This window comes from Azospirillum terrae, from assembly GCF_053470425.1.
The window spans coordinates 1,154,313-1,174,555 of sequence record NZ_JBPXMR010000001.1 but is presented as its reverse complement, the minus strand read 5'-3'; the positions used below and the strand labels follow the sequence as shown (position 1 = coordinate 1,174,555).

At 67.9% G+C, this 20,243-nt stretch carries 23 protein-coding genes; 16 read left to right on the top strand and 7 right to left on the bottom strand.

Annotated features, from left to right (window positions below; genetic code table 11):
• The first annotated feature begins 40 nt into the window (after positions 1-40).
• A complete protein-coding gene (locus ACSVDD_RS05620) occupies positions 41-778 on the top strand; it encodes a Fic family protein (protein WP_448188303.1) in 738 nt (245 codons plus the stop codon).
• A gap of 204 nt (positions 779-982) precedes the next feature.
• Here the strand turns inward: ACSVDD_RS05620 and ACSVDD_RS05615 are convergent, their stop codons facing one another.
• Positions 983-1,498 carry an adenine phosphoribosyltransferase gene (locus ACSVDD_RS05615; RefSeq protein WP_448188302.1) on the bottom strand — a complete coding sequence of 172 codons (516 nt, stop codon included), beginning with the start codon at positions 1,496-1,498 and terminating at the stop codon, positions 983-985.
• A gap of 175 nt (positions 1,499-1,673) precedes the next feature.
• On the opposite strand from ACSVDD_RS05615, the gene ACSVDD_RS05610 reads away from it, so the two are divergent.
• The 13 genes from ACSVDD_RS05610 (at position 1,674) to ACSVDD_RS05550 (ending at position 13,136) form a co-directional block, all read left to right on the top strand.
• On the top strand, positions 1,674-2,813 hold the full coding sequence (locus tag ACSVDD_RS05610) for an MlaE family lipid ABC transporter permease subunit (RefSeq protein ID WP_448188301.1): 1,140 nt from the start codon (positions 1,674-1,676) through the stop codon (positions 2,811-2,813).
• 3 nt (positions 2,814-2,816) lie between these two features.
• On the top strand, positions 2,817-3,584 hold the full coding sequence (locus tag ACSVDD_RS05605; protein WP_448188300.1) for an ABC transporter ATP-binding protein: 768 nt from the start codon (positions 2,817-2,819) through the stop codon (positions 3,582-3,584).
• A gap of 6 nt (positions 3,585-3,590) precedes the next feature.
• Entirely contained in the window at positions 3,591-4,544 is a 954-nt protein-coding gene (locus tag ACSVDD_RS05600) for an MlaD family protein (protein ID WP_448188299.1), read from the top strand.
• Entirely contained in the window at positions 4,541-5,218 is a 678-nt protein-coding gene (locus ACSVDD_RS05595; RefSeq protein WP_448188298.1) for an ABC-type transport auxiliary lipoprotein family protein, read from the top strand. The genes ACSVDD_RS05600 and ACSVDD_RS05595 overlap by 4 nt, the downstream gene beginning before the upstream one ends.
• 78 nt (positions 5,219-5,296) lie before the next feature.
• A complete protein-coding gene (locus ACSVDD_RS05590; RefSeq protein ID WP_448188297.1) occupies positions 5,297-6,034 on the top strand; it encodes a DUF6969 family protein in 738 nt (245 codons plus the stop codon).
• 91 nt (positions 6,035-6,125) lie between these two features.
• On the top strand, positions 6,126-7,235 hold the full coding sequence (spbR, locus tag ACSVDD_RS05585) for a SpbR family protein (RefSeq protein ID WP_448188296.1): 1,110 nt from the start codon (positions 6,126-6,128) through the stop codon (positions 7,233-7,235).
• 91 nt (positions 7,236-7,326) lie between these two features.
• The gene (locus ACSVDD_RS05580) at positions 7,327-7,593 is read left to right on the top strand and encodes a type II toxin-antitoxin system Phd/YefM family antitoxin (protein ID WP_448188295.1); all 267 of its coding nucleotides are present in this window, start codon (positions 7,327-7,329) and stop codon (positions 7,591-7,593) included.
• Positions 7,590-8,012 (top strand): type II toxin-antitoxin system VapC family toxin, encoded by a 423-nt coding sequence (locus ACSVDD_RS05575; protein WP_448188294.1) that lies wholly within the window; start codon positions 7,590-7,592, stop codon positions 8,010-8,012. The genes ACSVDD_RS05580 and ACSVDD_RS05575 overlap by 4 nt, the downstream gene beginning before the upstream one ends.
• 345 nt (positions 8,013-8,357) lie before the next feature.
• Complete coding sequence (locus ACSVDD_RS05570; protein ID WP_448188293.1) at positions 8,358-10,046, top strand: L-lactate permease; 1,689 nt, start codon at positions 8,358-8,360, stop codon at positions 10,044-10,046.
• A gap of 87 nt (positions 10,047-10,133) precedes the next feature.
• Positions 10,134-10,775, top strand: a complete 642-nt coding sequence (locus ACSVDD_RS05565; RefSeq protein ID WP_448188292.1) for a TerC family protein — start codon at positions 10,134-10,136, stop codon at positions 10,773-10,775.
• A gap of 101 nt (positions 10,776-10,876) precedes the next feature.
• Positions 10,877-11,632, top strand: a complete 756-nt coding sequence (locus ACSVDD_RS05560) for a DUF3618 domain-containing protein (RefSeq protein WP_448188291.1) — start codon at positions 10,877-10,879, stop codon at positions 11,630-11,632.
• A 3-nt stretch (positions 11,633-11,635) separates the two neighbouring features.
• Positions 11,636-12,646, top strand: coding sequence for a YihY/virulence factor BrkB family protein (locus tag ACSVDD_RS05555; RefSeq protein WP_448188290.1), 1,011 nt, complete (start codon positions 11,636-11,638; stop codon positions 12,644-12,646).
• Positions 12,647-12,707: 61 nt separating this feature from the next.
• Positions 12,708-13,136: an NfeD family protein gene (locus tag ACSVDD_RS05550; RefSeq protein ID WP_448188289.1), complete on the top strand. Its 429-nt coding sequence runs from the start codon at positions 12,708-12,710 to the stop codon at positions 13,134-13,136.
• Between the two features lie 3 nt (positions 13,137-13,139).
• Here ACSVDD_RS05550 and ACSVDD_RS05545 read toward each other — a convergent pair whose 3' ends face one another.
• Positions 13,140-13,334, bottom strand: a complete 195-nt coding sequence (locus tag ACSVDD_RS05545) for a hypothetical protein (RefSeq protein WP_448188288.1) — start codon at positions 13,332-13,334, stop codon at positions 13,140-13,142.
• A 212-nt stretch (positions 13,335-13,546) separates the two neighbouring features.
• The gene (locus ACSVDD_RS05540; RefSeq protein ID WP_448188287.1) at positions 13,547-13,963 is read right to left on the bottom strand and encodes an HRDC domain-containing protein; all 417 of its coding nucleotides are present in this window, start codon (positions 13,961-13,963) and stop codon (positions 13,547-13,549) included.
• Positions 13,964-14,158: 195 nt separating this feature from the next.
• Here ACSVDD_RS05540 and ACSVDD_RS05535 point away from each other — a divergent pair, with 195 nt between their 5' ends.
• Positions 14,159-15,106: a hypothetical protein gene (locus ACSVDD_RS05535; protein ID WP_448188286.1), complete on the top strand. Its 948-nt coding sequence runs from the start codon at positions 14,159-14,161 to the stop codon at positions 15,104-15,106.
• Between the two features lie 254 nt (positions 15,107-15,360).
• Here ACSVDD_RS05535 and ACSVDD_RS05530 read toward each other — a convergent pair whose 3' ends face one another.
• Positions 15,361-15,666 (bottom strand): SCP2 sterol-binding domain-containing protein, encoded by a 306-nt coding sequence (locus ACSVDD_RS05530; protein ID WP_448188285.1) that lies wholly within the window; start codon positions 15,664-15,666, stop codon positions 15,361-15,363.
• A gap of 204 nt (positions 15,667-15,870) precedes the next feature.
• On the opposite strand from ACSVDD_RS05530, the gene ACSVDD_RS05525 reads away from it, so the two are divergent.
• The gene (locus tag ACSVDD_RS05525) at positions 15,871-16,263 is read left to right on the top strand and encodes a MerR family transcriptional regulator (RefSeq protein WP_448188284.1); all 393 of its coding nucleotides are present in this window, start codon (positions 15,871-15,873) and stop codon (positions 16,261-16,263) included.
• A gap of 45 nt (positions 16,264-16,308) precedes the next feature.
• Here ACSVDD_RS05525 and ACSVDD_RS05520 read toward each other — a convergent pair whose 3' ends face one another.
• The 3 genes from ACSVDD_RS05520 to ACSVDD_RS05510 are packed head-to-tail and all read right to left on the bottom strand — an operon-like array spanning position 16,309 to position 20,230.
• Entirely contained in the window at positions 16,309-17,958 is a 1,650-nt protein-coding gene (locus ACSVDD_RS05520) for an NAD(P)-binding protein (protein ID WP_448188283.1), read from the bottom strand.
• A complete protein-coding gene (locus ACSVDD_RS05515; protein WP_448188282.1) occupies positions 17,958-18,965 on the bottom strand; it encodes a thiamine pyrophosphate-dependent enzyme in 1,008 nt (335 codons plus the stop codon). The genes ACSVDD_RS05520 and ACSVDD_RS05515 overlap by 1 nt, the downstream gene beginning before the upstream one ends.
• Before the next feature lie 11 nt (positions 18,966-18,976).
• Complete coding sequence (locus tag ACSVDD_RS05510; RefSeq protein WP_448188281.1) at positions 18,977-20,230, bottom strand: hypothetical protein; 1,254 nt, start codon at positions 20,228-20,230, stop codon at positions 18,977-18,979.
• Between the last annotated feature and the right edge of the window lie 13 nt (positions 20,231-20,243).

Below are 20,243 nucleotides of genomic sequence, written 5' to 3'. Positions count from 1 at the left end.
ACCCCCTATACATCGTCGGGACCGGGCAAGGGATATGGTGATGGCGCTGCTGGACGAGATCAACGACAAGAAGCGTGCGCTCGACGCCGCGCGCCCGCTGCCGGTGGAGGTCGTCGGCGAACTGGCCGACCGCTTCGAGCGCGAGCTGACCATCGCCTGCGTCGCCGTCGAGGGTGCCGGCCTGACGCCGGAGGAGGTGCTGTTCGTGCTGGGCCGCGGTGCGGTGCTGCGCAACCGGCCGGCGGAGGCGCAACGCCTCGTGCTCAATCACGTGCAGGCGCTGGCGCTGATGGCGCGGCTGGCCTACGAGGGCGGTGGAATCATCACCGAGCGCACGGTGACGGCCTTGCAGGGCGTGCTCTACCAGGGCCTGGACGCCGGTGCCGGGCAGTACCGCGACGCGCCGCTGCCGGACGAGGGCGACAACGCCGACCCGGCGAAGGTCCGGGTCTCCATGGCGGCGCTGAGCGGCTGGCTGCGCCGCACCGAGCCCGGCGTCGAGACGGCGCTGGAGGCGCACCACCGGCTGATGATCGTGCGCCCCTTTGCCCGCGGCAACGCGGCGGTGGCGCTGCTGATCGCCAATCTGCTGCTGAACCGCGCCGGCTACCCGCCGGTGTCGGTGCGGCCGGACGATGTGCAGGGCTATGCCGATACGGTGGAGCGGGCGCGCACGGTGGGCGACAAGGTGCCCTACCGCGAGGTCATGCTGCGCCTGCTGAGCCGCAGCCTGGACGACTGCTTGGAGGCGTTGGCGCGGGCTGGGGGCGCGTCGTAGGTCGGGAGACAAGAGTTCACACGGATTTTGGGGATTTGAACACGGATTACATGGATTTTTTGATGCTTGCTGCGTCGTAGGCTTACCCGACAGCCTTTGCTGCGCACGATTAAAGAAAATCCGTGTAATCCGTGCCTCAATCCGTGCAATCCGTGTGAATCTTGCCCCCGACGCCACGAATCGCCAGACCCGCAGCAACACCCCCTACGAATCGTAGCTCAGCAGCGTCTCGCATGGCACGTCGATGCGCTCGCGGCCATTGAGGAAGGTCAGCTCGACCAGGAAACCCGCCGCCTGCACGTCGCCGCCGACCTGACGCAGCAGCTTGATCGCCGCCGCCATCGTCCCGCCGGTCGCCAGCAGATCGTCCAGAACCACCACGCGCTGGCCGGGCTTCACGGCGTCGGACTGGATCTCGATGGTGTCGGTGCCGTACTCCAGGTCGTAAGAATGCGTGACCTTGTCGCCCGGCAGCTTGCCGCGCTTGCGCACCATGACGAAGCCGATGCCCAGCGCCAGCGCCAGCGGCGCCGCCACCAGGAACCCGCGCGACTCGATGCCGACCAGAACGTCGGGCTTGTAGGGGCGGATCGCCTCGGCGAGCCGGCGCACCGTCTCCTGCCACGCGGCGGCATCGGCCAGCAGCGGCGAGATGTCGTAGAACAGGATGCCCGGCTTGGGAAAATCCTGGATGCCGCGGATGTGGTCTTTCAGGTTCATGGTGCTTTGGTTCCGTGAAATCGGCGGTTGGCGCGGCGGCATACTAGCCATGCCGCGGCTTTGGCGCAAATCGCCCCTACAAACGTTGCATGCAGCACGACGTTGACCGCGGCGGGTGCTCCGGCCAATGTCGGCAAAGCTTTCGTCTGCGAAAGATATCAAGAGGGTAGACCGCATGGCGCCCGAACGGGCCTGGATGGAGACGGCGCAGGCCGGCGATGGCGCGCTGGTGCTGAGCGCTGGCGGACGGTGGGACCTGCACGGTGCCCGCGCGCTGATGGACAAGCTGGACGCGCTGCACCCCCCGGCACGCGAAAGCGCCGTGCGCCTGGACCTGTCCGGGGTGGATGCGCTGGACACCGTGGGCGCCCTGCTGCTGGCGCACCTCGCCGACCGGCTGCGCGCCGAAGGGCATGCGGTCGAGGTGGCCGCGGTCCGCCCCGAGCATCAGGCGCTGTTCGACGCGGTGCGCGAGGCCGACCACACGCCGCCGGTGCAGCATCCCACCCCGCACCCGATCATCGAGATGGTCGAGCGCACCGGCCGCGCCACCCTCAGCGGCCTGCACATAGGGCTGGAGCTGATCAATTTCCTGGGCGTCGTCACGCTGTCGCTGGGCCGCATCCTGTTCAACCCGTCGCGGCTGCGCTATCGCTCGGTGCTGTTCCATATTGAGCAGACCGGGCTGAACGCGCTGCCGATCCTCGGCCTGCTGTCGTTCCTGATCGGTGTGGTGATGGCTTTCCAAGGGGCGGACCAGCTCAGGCGTTTCGGGGCGGAGCTGTTCGTGGTGAACCTGCTGGGCATCTCCATCCTGCGCGAGTTGGGCATCCTGATGACGGCGATCATCGTCGCCGGGCGCTCCGGCTCGGCGTTCACCGCGCAGATCGGCACGATGAAAGTGAATCAGGAGGTGGACGCCATCTCCACCCTCGGCCTCGATCCCATCGAACTGCTGGTGGTGCCGCGCGTGCTGGCGCTGATGGTCTCGCTGCCGCTCTTGTCGTTCTTCGCCGACATCATGGGGCTGCTGGGCGGTGCGACCATGAGCTACATGTCGCTGGGCATCACCTTCGCGCAGTTCATCAAGCAGCTTCAGGGCGCGGTCGGGCTCAACACCTTCCTGGTCGGCATCGCCAAGGCCCCGGTGTTCGCGCTGGTGATCGCCATGGTCGGCTGCTACGAGGGCCTGAAGGTCACAGGCAGCGCCGAGAGCGTCGGCGCGCTGACCACGCGGTCCGTGGTGGAGGGGATCTTCCTGGTCATCGTCATGGATGCGGTGTTCTCCATCCTCTTCTCCATTCTGGGGGTTTGAGCGATGGAGCGCGAACCTGCCATTCGCGTGCGCGGCCTCGTCACCCGCTTCGGGACGCAGGTGATCCACGACGGCCTCGACCTCGACGTCGAGCGTGGCGAAGTGTTGGGCGTGGTCGGCGGCTCCGGCACCGGCAAGTCGGTGCTGATGAAGGAGATCCTCGGCCTGATCCGCCCGGCCGCCGGAACCATCGAAATGCTGGGCAAGAACACCGCCGCCCTGAACGACCGCGAGCGCGTCGCCTTGCAGGCGCGCACCGGCGTGCTGTTCCAGGACGGCGCGCTGTTCAGCTCGCTCACCGTGGCCGAGAACGTCATAGTGCCGCTGAAGGAGCACACGACGCTGCCGCGCCCGCTCATCAAGGAGGTCGCGCGCGTCAAGATCGCCATGTCCGGCCTGCCGGCCAACGCCGGGCCGAAATTCCCCTCCGAGCTGTCGGGCGGCATGAAGAAGCGCGCCGGTCTGGCCCGCGCGCTGGCGCTCGACCCGGAGATCCTGTTCCTCGACGAGCCCACCGCCGGCCTCGACCCCATCGGCGCCGCGGCGTTCGACGAGCTGATCCGCAACCTGCAACGGAGCCTGGGATTGACCGTCTTCATGGTGACGCACGATTTGGACAGCCTGACCTCGATCTGCGACCGCATCGCCGTGCTGGTGGACAAGCGCATCAAGGTCGGCACGCTGGACGAGCTGCTGCGCGACGATCATCCCTGGATCCGCGACTATTTCCACGGGCCGCGCGGCCGCGCCGCCCGTCGTGTGGAGGCTTGAGAGTTCATGGAGACGCGCGCCAGCTACATCCTCGTCGGCAGCTTCGTGCTGACCCTGCTTCTCGCCCTGTTCGCCTTTACGGTGTGGGTCGCCAAGATCCAGTTGGAGGAGACGCGGCAGCCCTATTACATCTACTTCACCGGCTCGGTGACGGGTTTGCAGACCGGCAGCCCGGTGCGCTACCAGGGCATCCCCATCGGCACCGTCACCGACCTGCGCCTCGATCCGAACAACGTCACCCAGGTCCGCGTCACCATCGAGGTGACCAAGGACACGCCGATCAAGACCGACTCGATCGCGTCCCTGGAGGTGCAGGGCGTCACCGGCGGCGCCTACGTGCAGATCACCGGCGGCACCACCGACAGCGAACTGCTGAAGCACGCCGAGAGCCACGGCATCCCGGTCATCCCGTCGCGCCCGTCGACGCTGGCGACGGTGGTGGACGCGGCCCCGCAGATCCTCTCCCGCGTGCTCGACCTGACCGATAGGCTGTCCGCCGGCCTGATGAGCCCGCAGAACGTCCAGGCGATGACCGAGACGCTGGCCAACGCCCGTCAGGTGAGCGGCGACGTTGCCGCCGCCACCCAGGGATTGGACGCCACGGTGCGCGAGCTGAGCGGGCTGCTGGCCGAGCTGAACCGCACCGCGCAGACGGTCGGCCCGCACCTTGACCAGACGGTGGTGCAGGCCGGCAAGTCGATGGCGACGCTGACGGCCGACCTGCACGAGTTGACCGCATCGCTGAAGCAGGCGTCGGGGCAGCTCAACACCATGGTCGGCGAAAACCGCCAGCCGGTGCACGACTTTGCCACGACGGGTCTGTATGAGATAACCTTGCTCGTCACTCAGTTGCGGGATCTGTCCGGGCAGATCTCACGCGTGGTGACGCGCATCGACAACGATCCGTCGAACTTCCTGTTCGGCGGCACCCGCAACGGCGTGGAGATCCGCAAACGATGAACGCCCACCGGCCTTTGATGTTGGCGGTGCTGATGGTGGCCCAAGTGGCGGTGTTGACCGCCTGCGCCGGGGCGCTTTCGCCGACGCCGGCCAAGCTCTACACGCTGACGCCGGCCGAGCGGTTCGACCCGGCGCTGCCGCAGGCGGGCTTCCAGTTGCTGGTGGAGACGCCCATCGCCGGGGCGGCGCTCGACACGCCGCGCATCGCGGTGGAGAAGACGGCGACCTCCATCGACTACTTGGCGGACGCGTCCTGGACCGACCGGGCGCCGGCCATGCTCCAGGGGCTGATCGTCCAATCCCTGGAAGACAGCCGCAAGATCGTCTCGGTCGGGCGCGACACGGCGGGGCTGCGCTCCGACTTCGTGCTGCGCACGGAAATCCGCGATTTCCAGGCCGAGTATTCGGTGCCGACCGCGGCCAACCCCGACCGCGTGCGCGTGCGCATCGCCGCCAAGCTGGTCGGCATGCCCCGCCGCACCATCGAGGCCGGCGAGACCTTCGAGGCGGTGGTCCCGGTGAACGACGGCGGCGTTCAGGGCGTGGTGACCGCCTTCGACGCGGCGTTGGGACAGGTGATGGAACGCCTCGTCGCCTGGACCCTGCGGACGGGGAGCAGCATCGGCGTGGCGGGCACGGGTGCGGGCAGCGGGTCGTCGCGCACGGTGCGGTGAGGGCGCGCAAAATCCTTGCAGGGGGCGTTGTTTTGCCTACGTATTGAGTGGTCCTGAACCGACAGGGTGCCCGCCCCGATGATCGATCTGAACGGTCTGCCCCGCGACACCCTCGAAGCCATGGCGGAAGCGGCCCGCGAGGTCCGCACCTGCCAGCGCGTGCTGGCCAAGACCGGCGACACGGTGGTCGGTGAACTGCTGCGAGGCCAGGGTTCCGTCTACGAGTGGCGGCACTACCCGCAGGGCGACGTCTACGACGCCGAGTACCATGCCCAATATTATTACCATTGCCACCCACCGGCCGAGCAGGCCGCGGGCGAGCACGGCCACTTCCACACCTTCCTGCGCCCGCTGGGCATGCCCGACGGCGTGCGGCCGGCGCCGGTCGAGGATTACGTCGCGCCGGCCGGCGACAACGACGCGCTGTCGCATCTGGTGGGCATCGCCATGGATCATGGCGGGCGGGCGGTGCGGCTGTTCACCACCAACCGTTGGGTGACCGGCGAGACCTGGTACCCGGCCGCCGACGTGGTGCGCATGCTGGACTGCTTCACCATCGACCACGCCCGGCCGTCCTGGCCGGCCAACCGCTGGATCACCGCGCTGGTGCGCCTGTTCCGCCCGCAGATCGAGGAGTTGCTGCACCAGCGCGACGCGGCGATTCTCCGCTGGGCCGAGGCGCACCCGCGCGCCAACGTCTATGAGGACCGCGGGCTCGAAGTCACGTCGCAGATTGCCGTTTCGGTGGACGACCAGCTGGCGCTGATCGAGGCGGCGTTGCGTGCCGTGCGGCGGCAGGCCGCAACCGCCTGTTAACAAAGGCTCAATGCTTCACCACCATGCTCCTTGAAGAAACGCCGGTCCCTCGGGGCCGTGGGGAGGCTGGGGTAGGAAGGGTCGGAGACCCATGTCGGAACATTTGTCGAAGGACGACGTCGTTCGTCTGCTGTCGGACCCGTCCCCCAACACGCGGGCCGATCTGGCGGTGAAGGTGGCGCGCCAGTTCGGCGGCGAAGCCCTGTCGGACAGCGAGCGCGGCCTCGCCGAGGAGATCATCCGCGTCATGGCCAGCGACGCCGTGCTGCGCGTGCGCCAGTCGCTGGCCGAGAACCTGAAGTCCAACGTCAACCTGCCGCGCGACGTGGCGCTGACCATGGCCAAGGACGTGGAGGCGGTGGCCATCCCGATCCTCAGCGTCAGCCAGGTGCTGACCGACAGCGACCTGATGGAGGTCGTGCGCGCCGGCACGGAGGGCAAGCACACGGCCATCGCCAGCCGCCCCAGCGTCTCGCCCCAAGTGGCCGAGGCCATCGTCGAGACCGCGTCGGAAACCTCGGTCGCCGCCCTGGTCGCCAACGAGGGCGCGCAGTTGGGCGAGGGCACGCTGGGCCGCGTCATCGACCGATTCGGCGCCAGCGAGGCGGTGCAGGCGCCGCTGGTGCACCGCGCCCGGCTGCCGATCACCATCGCCGAGCGGCTGGTTGCGGTGGTGTCGGAGCGGATGCGGCAGTACCTCGTCACCCATCACGAGCTGTCGCCGAAAACCGCCGCCGACCTGATCCTGCAAAGCCGCGAGCGCGCCACGGTGACGCTGCTCAACGGCGAGAGCGACGAGGTGGCGCTGGAGCGGCTGGTGGTTCAGCTCCAGCAATCCGGCCGGCTGACGCCGCCGTTGCTGGTGCGGGCGCTGTGCATGGGCGATCTGGCGTTTTTCGAGGCGGCGCTGGCGCACCTCGCCAACATACCGCTGACCAACGCGCGGCTGCTGATCCACGACGTCGGGCGGCTGGGCCTGAAGTCGATCTACGACCGCGCCAAGATGCCGCCGGCGCTGATGCCGGCCTGCCGCATCGCGCTGGACGTGCTGAAGGAGACGCCCTACGACGGCGAGGAGCACGACCGCGAACGCCACCGCCGCCGCATGATCGAGCGCATCCTCACCCAGTACGAGGATCTGGCGTCCGACGATCTGGACTACCTGCTCGACAAGCTCGGCGACCTGATGCAGGCGGGGTGAGGGCGGGGGCTCCGCAGGGGCGCCGTTGAATGGCGGCGCATGGCCGGTCATATTGTATTGGTACCGGTCAGGTGAGGTGAGCATGGGCTTCGTGGAACGCACGATTACCGCCAGCGAATTCCAGGCGACGATGCTGGACGTCCTGGGGCAACTTGCCGGCCACACGCTGAACCGCGTCGTCATTACCGACGACGGCCGGCCCGTGGCCGTGCTGACGCCGCCTGCGGCGACACGGGAAGAGGCGGAAGGGCTGTTCGGCTGTCTGGCCGACCAGACGGTCATTCCCGAGGGTTATGATCTGACCGAGCCGGTCATTGACGAACTGCCGTCTACAGCATACGGGCGCCTCCACGAATGAACTGGGCAGGGCCCATCCTCCTGGACACGTGTGCGATGATCTACATTGCCACGAAGCAGCCAATTTCCATGCCGGCTCGTGAAGCCGTTCTGGCCGCGGCACAGGGGCCGGGAGTGTTACTGTCGCCGGTATCGGCCTGGGAAATTGGCCTTCTGAGTGCGAAGAAAGTGGCGATGGAGTTCCTTCCCGATCCAAAGGCTTGGTTCAACCGCTTCCTGATGCGTCCGGGAACGCGTCTGACCCTGTTCACAACAGATATCGCCATCGACGCCGCCTATCTGCCGCTGCCACTCCATGGCGACCCGGCCGACCGCATGCTGATCGCCACGGCGCGCTCGTTGAGCGTGCCGATCCTCACCAGCGACCGAAAGATCCTCGCCTATGCGGACGCGGGCCATGTGCAGGCCATCGCCTGCTGACGCTTTGGCCTCGCCTCGCGCCCCTAGGACTACTTCTTTCAGCTAAATGTCCTCCCTCTAATAAGCCCCGCCGTCCGCCTGTGCGTATCCGGAAAGTCGGCATGACGGACGGTATGGTCTCGTGACATGCTTGCGTGTTGGTTTCGGGCCGCTTTGCCTTTCGGCATGACGCGCCAGGTGCATCGACTGTTCTGAGATCACACCTGATCTTCCAGAGCGGTTGAACCGCCCCATGTTGTTTGCGTGACGCGGATACCAGGGCGAGACGCCGCACGAAACAAGCGAAGGTCATCCGCTGTTGAAGGACAGACGGCGAGGTTCATCGCCGCATAGGGAGGCTTCGGAATGGTCTGGTCGCAAGTCTACGACCCGCTCAACAATGCGTGGCTGTCCACAATTCTCGCGTCGCTGCCGGTGATCGTGCTGCTCGGCGGGCTCGGTGTTCTGCACATGAAGGCGCACACGGCGGCGCTGCTTGGCCTCGCCTCGGCGCTGCTGGTGGCGGTCCTGGTCTTTGGCATGCCCGTGGCGATGGCCGGCAAGACGGCGCTGCTCGGTGCCGCCTATGGGCTGTTCCCGATCGGCTGGATCGTGCTGAACATCATCTTCCTCTACCGCCTGACCGAACAGCGCGGCGAGTTCAAGGTGCTTCAGGAAAGCATCACCGGCATCACCAACGACCGGCGGCTCCAGCTCCTGCTGATCGCCTTTTCCTTCGGCGCCTTCTTCGAGGGGGCGGCGGGCTTCGGCACGCCGGTGGCGGTGACCGGCGCCATCCTCATCGGCCTGGGCTTCTCGCCGCTGGCCGCATCGGGCCTGTCGCTGATCGCCAACACCGCCCCGGTCGCCTACGGCGCGCTGGGCACGCCGGTGCTGGCGCTGGCGGCGGTGAGCGGGCTGCCGCTCCTGGACCTGTCGGCGATGATCGGCCGGCAGTTGCCATTCTTCTCGGTCATCGTGCCGTTCTGGCTGATCGTCGCCTTCGCCGGCTGGCGCGGCACCATGCAGATTGCCCCGGCGATCCTGGTGGCCGGCGTCAGCTTTGCCGTTCCACAGTTCCTGGTGTCGAACTTCCACGGCCCGTGGCTGGTGGACGTGGTCGCCGCGGTGGTCTCCATGGGCGCCGTCACACTGTTCCTCCGGGTCTGGCACCCGCAGGAGATCTGGACCTCGCCGTCAGGTCTGGCGCCGACCGGCAGCGTCGGTGCCGCGGAAGTGCGCGGCGGTCCGGACGATCCGCGCGGTAGCCACGGCTACACCGCCAAGGAGGTGCGTCAGGCATGGGCGCCATGGATCATCCTGTCGGTGGTGGTCTTCCTCTGGGGCCTGCCGGACGTCAAAACGTTCCTCGACAACCTCTGGGTCGCCAAGTTCCCCATCGAGGGGATGCACAACATGATCCAGCGCATGCCGCCGGTGGTCGCCAAGCCGACGCCGGAGGCCGCGGTCTACACCTTCAACATCCTGTCGATGACCGGCACGGGCATCCTGGTTTCCGCCATCATCGGCGGCTTCGTCATGGGCTGCTCGGTGGGCGAGATGGTGCGCACGTATTTCCGCACGATCTGGGTCGTGCGCTATTCGCTGATCACCATCGCCGCCATGCTGGCGCTGGGCTACACCACGCGCTACTCCGGCCTCGACGCCACGCTGGGTCTGGCGTTCGCCCAGACCGGGTTCCTCTACCCGTTCTTCGGCACGCTGCTGGGCTGGCTGGGCGTGGCGCTGACCGGCTCCGACACCGCGTCCAACGTGCTGTTCGGCAGCCTGCAACGCATCTCGTCCCAGCAACTCGGCCTCAACCCGGTGCTGATGGCGGCGGCCAACAGCTCGGGCGGCGTCATGGGCAAGATGATCGACGCGCAATCGATCGTCGTCGCCGCGACCGCGACCAACTGGCACGGGCACGAGGGCAGCATCCTGCGCTACGTGTTCTGGCATTCCATCGCGCTGGCCTGCCTGATGGGCCTTCTGGTGATGCTCCAGGCCTATGTGGCGCCGTTCACCAACATGGTCTTGCCCGGCCCATCCTGAGCGGGTTTATGGCCGGTGGGGTTGCCAACCCCACCAGCCAACCCCTATTAGGAGCCCTGATCCGCGAGGAACGGGGAGCCCCACACCGTGTTCGACGAGCTGCTGCCGGAACTGATCGCGCTGGGTCAGGTGATCTTCATCGACCTCGTGCTGGCGGGTGACAACGCCATCGTCGTCGGCATGGCCGCGGCCGGAGTGGCCCGCGCCCAGCGCGCCCGCGTCATCTTCTGGGGCATCGCCGCCGCGGTGGTGCTGCGCATCATCTTCGCGCTGTTGACCACGCAACTCCTCGCCATCATTGGCCTGACCTTCGCCGGCGGCATCCTGCTGCTGTGGGTATGCTGGAAGCTGTTCCGCGAACTGCGCGAGCAGCACGAGCAATCCGCCGGCACCGACCTGCTGGACGACGGCGGCAACGGCGCCGCCAACAGCCCGGCGGAGAGCAAGCCGATGGGGGTCGCCATCTGGCAGGTCATCGTCGCCGACGTGTCCATGTCGCTGGACAATGTGCTGGCGGTGGCCGGCGCCGCGCGCGAGCATCTGTGGGTGCTGGCGATCGGGCTGGTGCTGTCCGTGGGCTTGATGGGGGCTGCGGCCAGCATCATCGCGCGCCTGCTCAACCGCTTCCACTGGATCGCCTACATTGGGCTGGCGGTGATCCTGTACGTGGCGCTGCGAATGATCTGGGACGGCGGCATCGAGATCATGGTGGCGGCGGGGCAAGCGTAGAATCCGGCATCGCCGAAGCCGCCCGACCACCGGTCCAGCCAGCGGAACCTTTGCGCGCCGGGGGGTGTTGCTCCCCGCAGCGTCAAACGGAGCGCCACGCCATGACCCGTGCCGTCGAAAAGGCCGATCCTCAAGACCACCAAGCCCGCAACATGGCGGACATAGAGAACGACATCCGCGGCATTCGCGCCCGCATGGATTCGACCCTCGACGAGATCGAATTCCGCCTCTCCCCCGGCCAGCTCACCGGCCACGTCAACGACGTCGTGCGCGATGTGATCGAGGGGCGGCCGACCCGCGTCGCCACCGCCATCCGCTCCAACCCCATCCCGGTGGCGCTCATCGGCATCGGCGTACTGTGGCTTGCCTGGGCGGTGTCGCGCACGTCGGCGCTGGAGGGCGCCACGGCGCCGGACGGCCAGATCTCCGACCAGCGCATCCGCATCCTTCTGGTGGGTCTGGTCAACGCTTGCCGCCAGGGCGCCGAGGGCTTCCGCGAGGCCGACATGCTGCTGAGCGACAGCCAGCTGTCGCCGCGGCTGATCGAGGTGTCCAACCAGTTCGAGCGCACCTCGGCCTCGCTGGACCACGAGTTCCGCATGTACGGCGGCACGCCCGAACCGGGCGAGCCGGTGCACCCCGCGTGGCACGCGCTGCACGACCAGCTGACCGGCGCACGCTCGCGCGCCGATATCCTGGCGGCGCTGGAGAACGGGCTGGAGCACACGCTGGACCTGTTCCGCGACTCCCTGCACGAGCCGCTGCCGGACGAGCTGCGCGTCGTCGTCGGCGCCCATTTCCATGATCTGGAGCGCGTCCAGCACCGCATCGGCGCCCTGCGCGAGGCGGTGAGCTGAGCCATGCTGGGACTGAGCCGCCGCCACCACTACATGCCCCATATCCAGATGAGCGACCGCGACGCGCACGAACGCGGGCGCACCGCGCGGAATCCCAAGGACATCCCGGCCAAGGGCTGGAAGGACATCCTCTGGCGCGTCTGGGACGAGCAGTCCAAGGACAACATCTCGATGATCGCCGCCGGTGTGGCTTACTACGCCATCCTAGCGCTGTTCCCGGCAATCGCCGCCGCGGTGTCGATCTACGGCCTCGTCGCCGACGCCGGCACCATCGAGAACCAGTTCGACACCCTGTCCGGCTTCCTGCCGGGCGAGGCGCTGAACATCCTCAAGCAGCAGGCGCACATGGTGGCGTCGGCGCCCAGTGGCGGCTTGAGCATCGGCGTGGTGGTGGGCCTGCTGTTTACGCTGTGGAGCGCGTCGCGCGGCGTCAACGCGCTGATGACCGCGCTCAACATCGCCTACGAGGAGACGGAGAAGCGCAGCTTCGTCCGGCTCGCCCTGGTGTCGGTGGTGATGACGGTGGGGGCCATCCTGTTCCTGATCGTCACGCTGGCGGTCGTGGTGGTGGTGCCGACCATCCTCAACCTGATCCCGCTGGGGCCGGTGTGGAAGTGGGCGGTCAGTCTGGTGCGCTGGCCGATCCTGGCAGTGGCGATCCTGGCGGCGCTGGCGGTGCTGTACCGCTACGGGCCCTCTAGGGCCGAGCCGAAATGGCGCTGGGTCACCTGGGGCTCGGCGGCGGCGGGCGGCCTGTGGCTGCTGGGCTCCATCGCCTTCTCCATCTACGTTTCCAACTTCGGCAACTACAACGAGGCGTACGGCTCGGTGGGCGCGGTGGTGATCCTGCTGCTGTGGCTGAACCTGACCGCCTATGCGATCCTGCTGGGCGCCGAACTGAACGCCGAGATGGAGCACCAGACGGCGCAAGACACAACCGACGCGCCGGAGAAACCCATGGGCCAGCGCGGCGCGACGATGGCCGACACGTTGGGCGAGAGGAAGACGGCGTAACGCTATCGCTGGCGCCGCCAGCCCGCTATCCTGTCGGCGGGTCCGCAGGGAGCGTTCGGCGATGATCGAGTTCTGGCACTGGTGGGTGCTCGCCGTGCTTCTGGCGGCGCTGGAGACGGTGGCGCCCGGCGCCGCGTTTCTTTGGCTGGGCGGTGCGGCGGTGTTGGTCGGCATGGCGCTGCTGGCGTTTCCCCAGCTGGACTGGCAAGGGCAACTGCTGCTGTTCGCTGTGCTGGCCATCGTCGCCGTGCTGGCCGGGCGCGCCGCTTACCGGCGCGCGGGTCTGCACGCCAAGCCGAACCGCCTCAACCGCCGGGCCGAGCAGCACATCGGCACCCTGCACACGCTGGAGACCGACATCGTCAACGGCCGCGGCCGCGCGCGGGTCGGCGACGCCACGTGGAGCGTCGAAGGCCCGAACCTGCCGGCCGGCACCACCGTGCGGGTGGTCGCGGTGGATGGCGCGGTGCTGAAGGTGCAGAAGGAATAAAGCCTATCCCCACCCGAGCGCGGACGGGCCGCGGCCGATCTGGTCGGAGCACGACTTCAGGCGTTCGGCCAGCACGGCATAGCGCGGGTCGTGCAGGTTGCTGGCCATTTCGGCCGCTTCGATGCTGAGGGAGGCGAGGTGGCGGGCCATGGCCCGATAATCGGGCGCGCCGGGCTTGCGGTGCTGATCGTGGCTCATGTTGGGCTTGGGATACCCTGCTACGGAAAAGCTCGTTCCATGGCCGTCATGCTGTCACAGTCCCGCCATCCCGAGAATCCCGCCTTCGGCCGGAAACGCCCTTCGCTTTCGTCCCAAGGCTGCGGTCGGGTATTAGGCCCCTGCTCCATCCTTGGGAAGGGGTTGGTCATAGGTTGGAATGGCGCGCCCGCTCTTTTGGCGAGGCGCAACCGTCAGTCGATGAGGTCTTCCAGCGTGCCGCGCACCACCCCGACGATCTCGGCGCCGTGCGGGCTGACATCGAGGCCACGGCTGCCGACGAGGACGTTCAACTCGTGCTCGGTGGTCGGGGCGAAGCGGGCGATTTCCGACACCAGTTCGTCGGGCAGGACGGCGTCGCGCGCCAGCCCCTCACGGGCCGCGATGCGGTCGCGCCAGCCGTTCAGCGCGGCGGCGATGGCGGTCTCGATCTGAAGCGATTCCTCCTTGCGGCGGAGGTCCTGGAACAGCACCAGCACCCGCCACGCGCCATCGGCGTAGGCGGTGTCGATCCGCTCGACCTCGACCGTGCGCAGGAAGGCCGACAACTCGGCCTGCGCCGCTTCGGCTTCGAGGTCGGGGATGCGGAAGGTGCGGATTTCAGCGCTCATGGGTGCCCGCCGTCAAAGTGCCACGCCACAGGGTGGCGGATCGGCATCGGCGATTCAATGGGGAATGCGGCCGGAGAGTCACCGGTTTGCCACGGTCGGCCGCTCTTGGGGGACTCCTTCCGCATTGCTGATGAACAAGGGCGCTCCGTCGCTGTTGGAGCGTTTGGAGGGGTGCAACTCGAAGGCGGGCACGTGATGGAACAGGAGCAGTTCGGCCCACCGATGCCGCCGCGCCGGCGGCGGTGGCGGCGCCCGCCGGTGATCCTGGCGGGGCTGGTCCTAGTTGTGATCGGCGCCCTGGGCGGCGCCACCTGGACCGGCTACCGGCTGTACGACGAGCCGTTCGTGCGCTTCAACATGAACCGCGCTGGTGCGGTCGCCGACCGGCTGTGGCGCAGCAACCCACAGGGTGTGGCGGTGGTGGCGCTGGGCTCCTCGCCGCTGCGCTACGCCACGCTCGACGAGTCGGGCATGGCCAGGCTGGCGGCGCGGCACGGCATCCCGGCGCTGCAATTCCTGCGCATCGTCAACGATTCGGCGCAGTTCACCGACTTCGAGCCGCTGCTGGCGCGCATCGTCAAGCTGCGGCCGGCGCTGGTGATGCTCGACCTCGACCTGCTGTTCGCCGAGCGCAAGGACCGGTACTTCTACCCTGCCTATCTGGGCCGGCTGGTCGATGTGGTGGAGGGTGACCAATCCTACCTGCGCGATCAGGTGGCGTTGCAGTACGACAAGCCCTGCGCCCGGCGCGCGGGCGAGGCGATGGCGGACGTAGGCCCTTATGTGGCGCAACTGCGCGCGATGGTCGACCTGCGCGCCGATTCGCCGGCCTTCGCGCGGGTGCGGGCGTTCGCCGTGGCGGCGCAGGCGGCGGGCATCCGCGTGGCGCTGCTGGCGCTGCCCAAGCCCGTGGCGGTGGAGGAGCGGCTGAATGCAGGGCTGCCGGCGCCGCTGGAGGACATGGCGGAATTGCCGCGGGTGCCGGTGTGGCACTACCCCCGCGATCTCGACGACCGCCGCGATTTCTGCGACTTCGCGCACGTCACGCCGGAGACTCGCGAGGCGTATTCCGCATGGCTCGCCGGCCAGATCGCCGAGGCGCTCCGCAAGCCGGCGGTGGAAGAGGTGTCGCTGGTGAAGTGAGGAGAGAGAAGGGGAGCACGAGCCGGCGGCGCGCTGGACTGCGCGACCGCCGGACCCGGCTGTCTCCACGGAGCCTGTGATGTAAGGCTTGCCGTCAACCTTCCCTGAAACACTCGGCTCAACGGCCGCCGGGATTGTTCCCAGATTCTGTGCCGCCGCCGTGAGGCGCCCGTCTCTTAAGCGCCCCATTGGTAGGACCACGCTAGCGTGCGCTTACCAATGCGTCAAGAGCCTGCCGCGTGCGCGAATAACTTTCAGCCATCCAGCATGGATGCAAGCTTCATGGCGACCCCGGTCGAGCCCTCGACCTTCAGTTTGCCCATGGTGTAGGCCAGCATGGGGTTGAGCTTGCCGGCGATGAGTTTGCTGAGGTTTTCAGCGGTGATGCGCAGCGTGCAGTCGGCCTCGCCGTCGCCGCGGGCGACGCTGACGTTCGGCGTGCTGGCATCGACCAGGATGACATCGCCGCTGCTGCCCAGAACGAATCGCACGCGGGCGTTCAGGCCGCGCAACTTCGCCGCATGGGCCTGAATGTTGCGGACGAGATCATCGATTATCAAGAGCTTCTCCTGGATCTGTGAGGGGCAACGCGCCCGACAGTAAGGGAAGGTTACGTTTACGTCAACGTCATCGCGGAATGGGATGGGGGTGGTACCCACACTTTGCCGTATGGCCTTCCTGTGGTAGGAAGAACATGACGGGCGGTTCGGACGTTCACCAATACGTCAATGATCTGCCGTCCACGCCGACAAAGGTGCCTGCCCATGGACGATCTCTACACGGTCAACCAATTGGCCGAGGAACTGGGGATCACACCCCGGACGCTACGGTTCTATGAGGCCAAGGGGCTGCTCACGCCACGGCGCGTCGGCAACAACCGGGTGTATTCCAAGCGCGACCGCGCCCGGCTGAAGCTGATCCTGCGCGGCAAGCGGCTCGGCTTCTCGCTGGAGGAGATCAAGGAATACCTGGATCTCTACAACGTGGACCCCAGCCAGCAGGAGCAGATGCGCGTGCTGCTGGCGCGCATCCGCGAGCGCCTCGATACCCTGGCGCAGCAGCGTCAGGACCTGGAGGCCACGGTGTCGGAGCTGAAGGAAATCGAGACGCAGGTGGTGTCCGTGCTGAAAGAGCGCGGCGCCCCGGCGGAGGTGTAACATGTCCCTCCCCCGCTTCCGGCGGGGGAGGGACATGCAAGTTCCTCAGACCTCTTCGACCACCATGTCGATGGCGCCGCAGGGGCATTCCGCGGCGCAGATGCCGCAGCCCTTGCAGAAGTCGTAGTTGAACTGGAAGCGGTTCCCGGCGCCGAGCTTGATCACCGCGTTGTCGGGGCACACCCCGAAGCAGTTGTCGCACTCGAAGCAGTTGCCGCAGCTCAGGCAACGCCGCGCCTCGAACAGCGCGGTGGTCTCGTCCAGCCCGCCCTTGACCTCGTCGAACGTCGTCTGGCGGCGCAGCAGGTCCAGCGTCGGCTGCACCGTCTGCGGCGCGTCGGTGTAGTACCACGTGTTCAGGCGGTCGAAGTCGGCGGTCGGGCGCTTCTCGGCCGGCTGGTACGTCTCGCCGCGCAGGTAGGCGTCGATGTGCCGGGCCGCCTTCTTGCCGTGGCCGACGGCCACCGTGACCGTGCGCTCCGACGGCACCATGTCGCCGCCGCAGAACAGGCCGGGATAGCCGGTCTGCAAGTCCGCGCCGACCTTGATGGTGCGGTCCTTGTTGACCTCGACGCCGGGCACCTGCTCGATCACCGTGGTGTCGACGTCCTGACCCAGGGCGAGGATCAGCGTGTCGCCTTCCAGCTTTTCGAACTCGCCGGTCGGCTGCGGCCAGCCCTGCTCGTCTAGCGCCATCTTCTCGACGACCAGTTCGCCCTCATCCATGCTCTTGATGGTGCGCAGCCAGTGCAGGGCGACGCCTTCCTCCAGCGCCTCCTCCACTTCGAAGTCGTGCGCCGGCATCTGCTCGCGGGTGCGGCGGTAGACGATGACGGCTTCCTCGGCGCCCAGGCGCTTGGCGGTGCGGGCGACGTCCACGGCGGTGTTGCCGCCGCCGTACACCACCACGCGACGACCCAGCTTCGGCGGCTCGGCGCCCACCTCCATGCCGCGCAGCACGCTGACGGCGTCGAGGATCTGGCCGGCGCCGCCGGCCGGGATGTCCACCCGCTTGGCCAGATGCGCACCGACCGCGGCGAAGCAGGCGTCGAAGCCCCCGGCCTTCATGGCGCCGGGGATGTCGTTGACCTTGGTGTTCAGCCGCAGCTCGACGCCCATGTCGAGGATGCGCTTCACCTCGGCGTCCAGCACGTCGCGCGGCACGCGGTAGCTGGGGATGCCGAAGCGCATCATGCCGCCGGCCTTCGGGCCGGCGTCGGCCATGACGACCTTGTGGCCGAGGCGCGCCAGATGGTAGGCGGCGGACAGGCCCGAGGGGCCGGCTCCGATCACCAGCACCTTCTTGCCTGTGGCCGGACCGGGCTCGACCTTCCAGCCCTCGCGGATGGCGAGGTCGCCGAGGAAGCGCTCCACGGCGTGGATGCTCACCGGCTGGTCGACCTGGGCGCGGTTGCAGGCGGTTTCGCAGGTGTGATAGCAGGCGCGGCCCATGATGGCGGGCAGCGGGTTGTCCTGCACCAGTTGGTCCCAGGCGGCGCGGTAATCGCCGCTCTCCGCGTGGTACAGCCAGGCCTGGATGTTCTCGCCGGCCGGGCACTGCTTGTTGCAGGGCGGCAGATGGTCGTTGTAGACGGGCTTCACCGTCCGCCACGACCCGGTGCGGTTGGCGAGCGACGTGCCGACGTCGAGCGTGATGGCAAAGGGGCGATTGCCGGTGTTCTGTTTGGGGGTCATCACGCGACCTCCTCTTCACGGAGCAGGTTGTAGCGGCGGCAGTTCGCGTCGGCCATCGCCTGGATGCGGGCCAGGGACTCCGCCGCGTGCGGGTTGTCCGCCTTGAACAAATGGGCGAAGCGGCGCTGCGGCTTCAGGTACTCGGTGACCGGCACCTTGCGGCGGATGGCGCGGGACGCGGTGACCTCGCCGTGCTCCGCCTCGAACAGCGGGAAGATGCCGCTTTCCACCGCCAGACGCGCCAGCCGGATGGTGTCGTGGCTGAGCGTGCCCCAGCCCAGCGGGCAGGGCACCATGATGTGGATGTAGCGCGCCCCGCGGAACGACATGGCCTTGGTGACCTTGCGCTCCAGATCATGGAGGTCGGACACCGATGCCGTGGCGACGTAGGGAATGTTGTGCGCCATGGCGATGCGCGGCACGTTCTTGCCGGTGCCGAACACGTTGCCGGGCGCCTCGCCCACGGCGGGCGTGGTGGCGGTGCGGGCCGCCGGCGGGGTCGCCGAGGAGCGCTGCACGCCGGTGTTCATGTAGGCTTCGTTGTCGTAGCAGATGTAGAGCACATCGTCGTTGCGCTCGAACATGCCGGACAGGCAGCCGAAGCCGATGTCGGTGGTACCGCCGTCGCCGCCCTGGGCGATGACGCGGGTGTCCGCCTTGCCCTTGACCCGCATGGCCGCGGCCACGCCGGTCGCCACCGCCGCGGCGTTGCCGAACAGCGAGTGGATCCACGGAACCTGCCACGAGGTCTCGGGGTAGGGGGTGGTGAACACCTCCAGGCAGCCGGTGGCGTTGGCGCAGATCACCTTGCCGTTGGTCGCCTTCAGCGCCGTGTCGATGGCATAGCGGGCGCCCAGCGCTTCGCCGCAGCCCTGGCAGGCGCGGTGGCCGCAGGTGATGGCGTTGGAGCGGTCCTCGGAGGACTGGACGGTGCGCGTCTCCGGGTCGAGCAGACGGTTGCCGACGGTCAGCGTGCCGGTCTGGTAGAACTTGACGGTCTGTGACATCGCGCCCTCCCTTACAGCACGTTCTGCGCGTCCGCGCCCATGTGGCGCAGGATGTTCTCGGCGATGGGGCCGGAGCGGCGCGTCTCGCCCATGCGCGCGATCTCGGCGTCCACCACGTCGCGCTTCAGGTCGAGGAAGTGCAGGTCGAAGTGCGGCTCGCTCTCGACGTTCTCCAGGAAGCCCTTCAGCGACGCCCGCGTGATCGGGCGGCCGCCGAGGCCGGCGATCAGCGTGTAGACGCGGCTGTGATGGCCGCGCAGCGCCATGCGGACGTGGCTGGCGAGCACGCCGCCCATGCCGACCGCGAGGTTCTTCTCCAGCACCACGATGCGCTTGGCGCCCAGCAGCGCATCGCGCACCTGCTCCAGCGGGAACGGGCGGAACGAGCCGATATGCAGCGCGCCGACCTTGTGACCCTGCTCGCGCATCTCGTCGATGCTGTCCTTGATGGTGCCCATCACCGAGCCCATGGCGACGACGATGGTCTCGGCGTCCTCGGCGCGGTAGGTGCGGACCAAGCCGCCGGACTCGCGGCCGAAGATCGCCTCGAACTCCTTGGCGATGGCCGGGATGCGGTCGAGCGCCACCACCTGCTTGTGATGGGCGAGGTAGCGCACCTCGGTGAACGCCTCCGGCCCGACCATGGCGCCCATGGAGACGGGGTCGGCGGTGTCCAGCACCTGCTGCGGCTCGAACGGCGGCAGGAAGGCGTCGACCTGCTCCGGCTCGGGGATGTCCACCCGCTCGACCGCGTGGGTCAGGATGAAGCCGTCGACGTTGACCATCACCGGGCAGGACAGTTCCTCGGCCAGCTTGAAGGCCTGGATGTGCAGGTCCACCGCTTCCTGGTTGGTCTCGGCGAACAGCATGATCCAGCCGGCGTCGCGCACCGACATGGCGTCGGAGTGGTCATTCCAGATGTTGATCGGCGCACCGATGGCGCGGTTGCCCAGCGTCATGACGATGGGCAGGCCGAGGCCGGAGGCGTTGTAGACCGCCTCCATCATGAACAGCAGGCCCTGGCTCGACGTGGCGGTGTAGGTCCGCGCGCCGGCCGCTGACGAGCCGATGGCGACGGACAGCGCCGCGAACTCGGACTCGACGTTGATGTATTCGCAGTTGGTGAGGTGTCCGTCGCGCACCAGCTCCGCCAAGCCCTCGACGATGTGCGTCTGGGGGGTGATGGGGTAGGCGCAGACGACCTCGGGGCGGCAGAGCGCGATGGCTTCCGCCATGGCGTGACTGCCTTCGACCTGCTTCAGCATGGGATATCCTCTC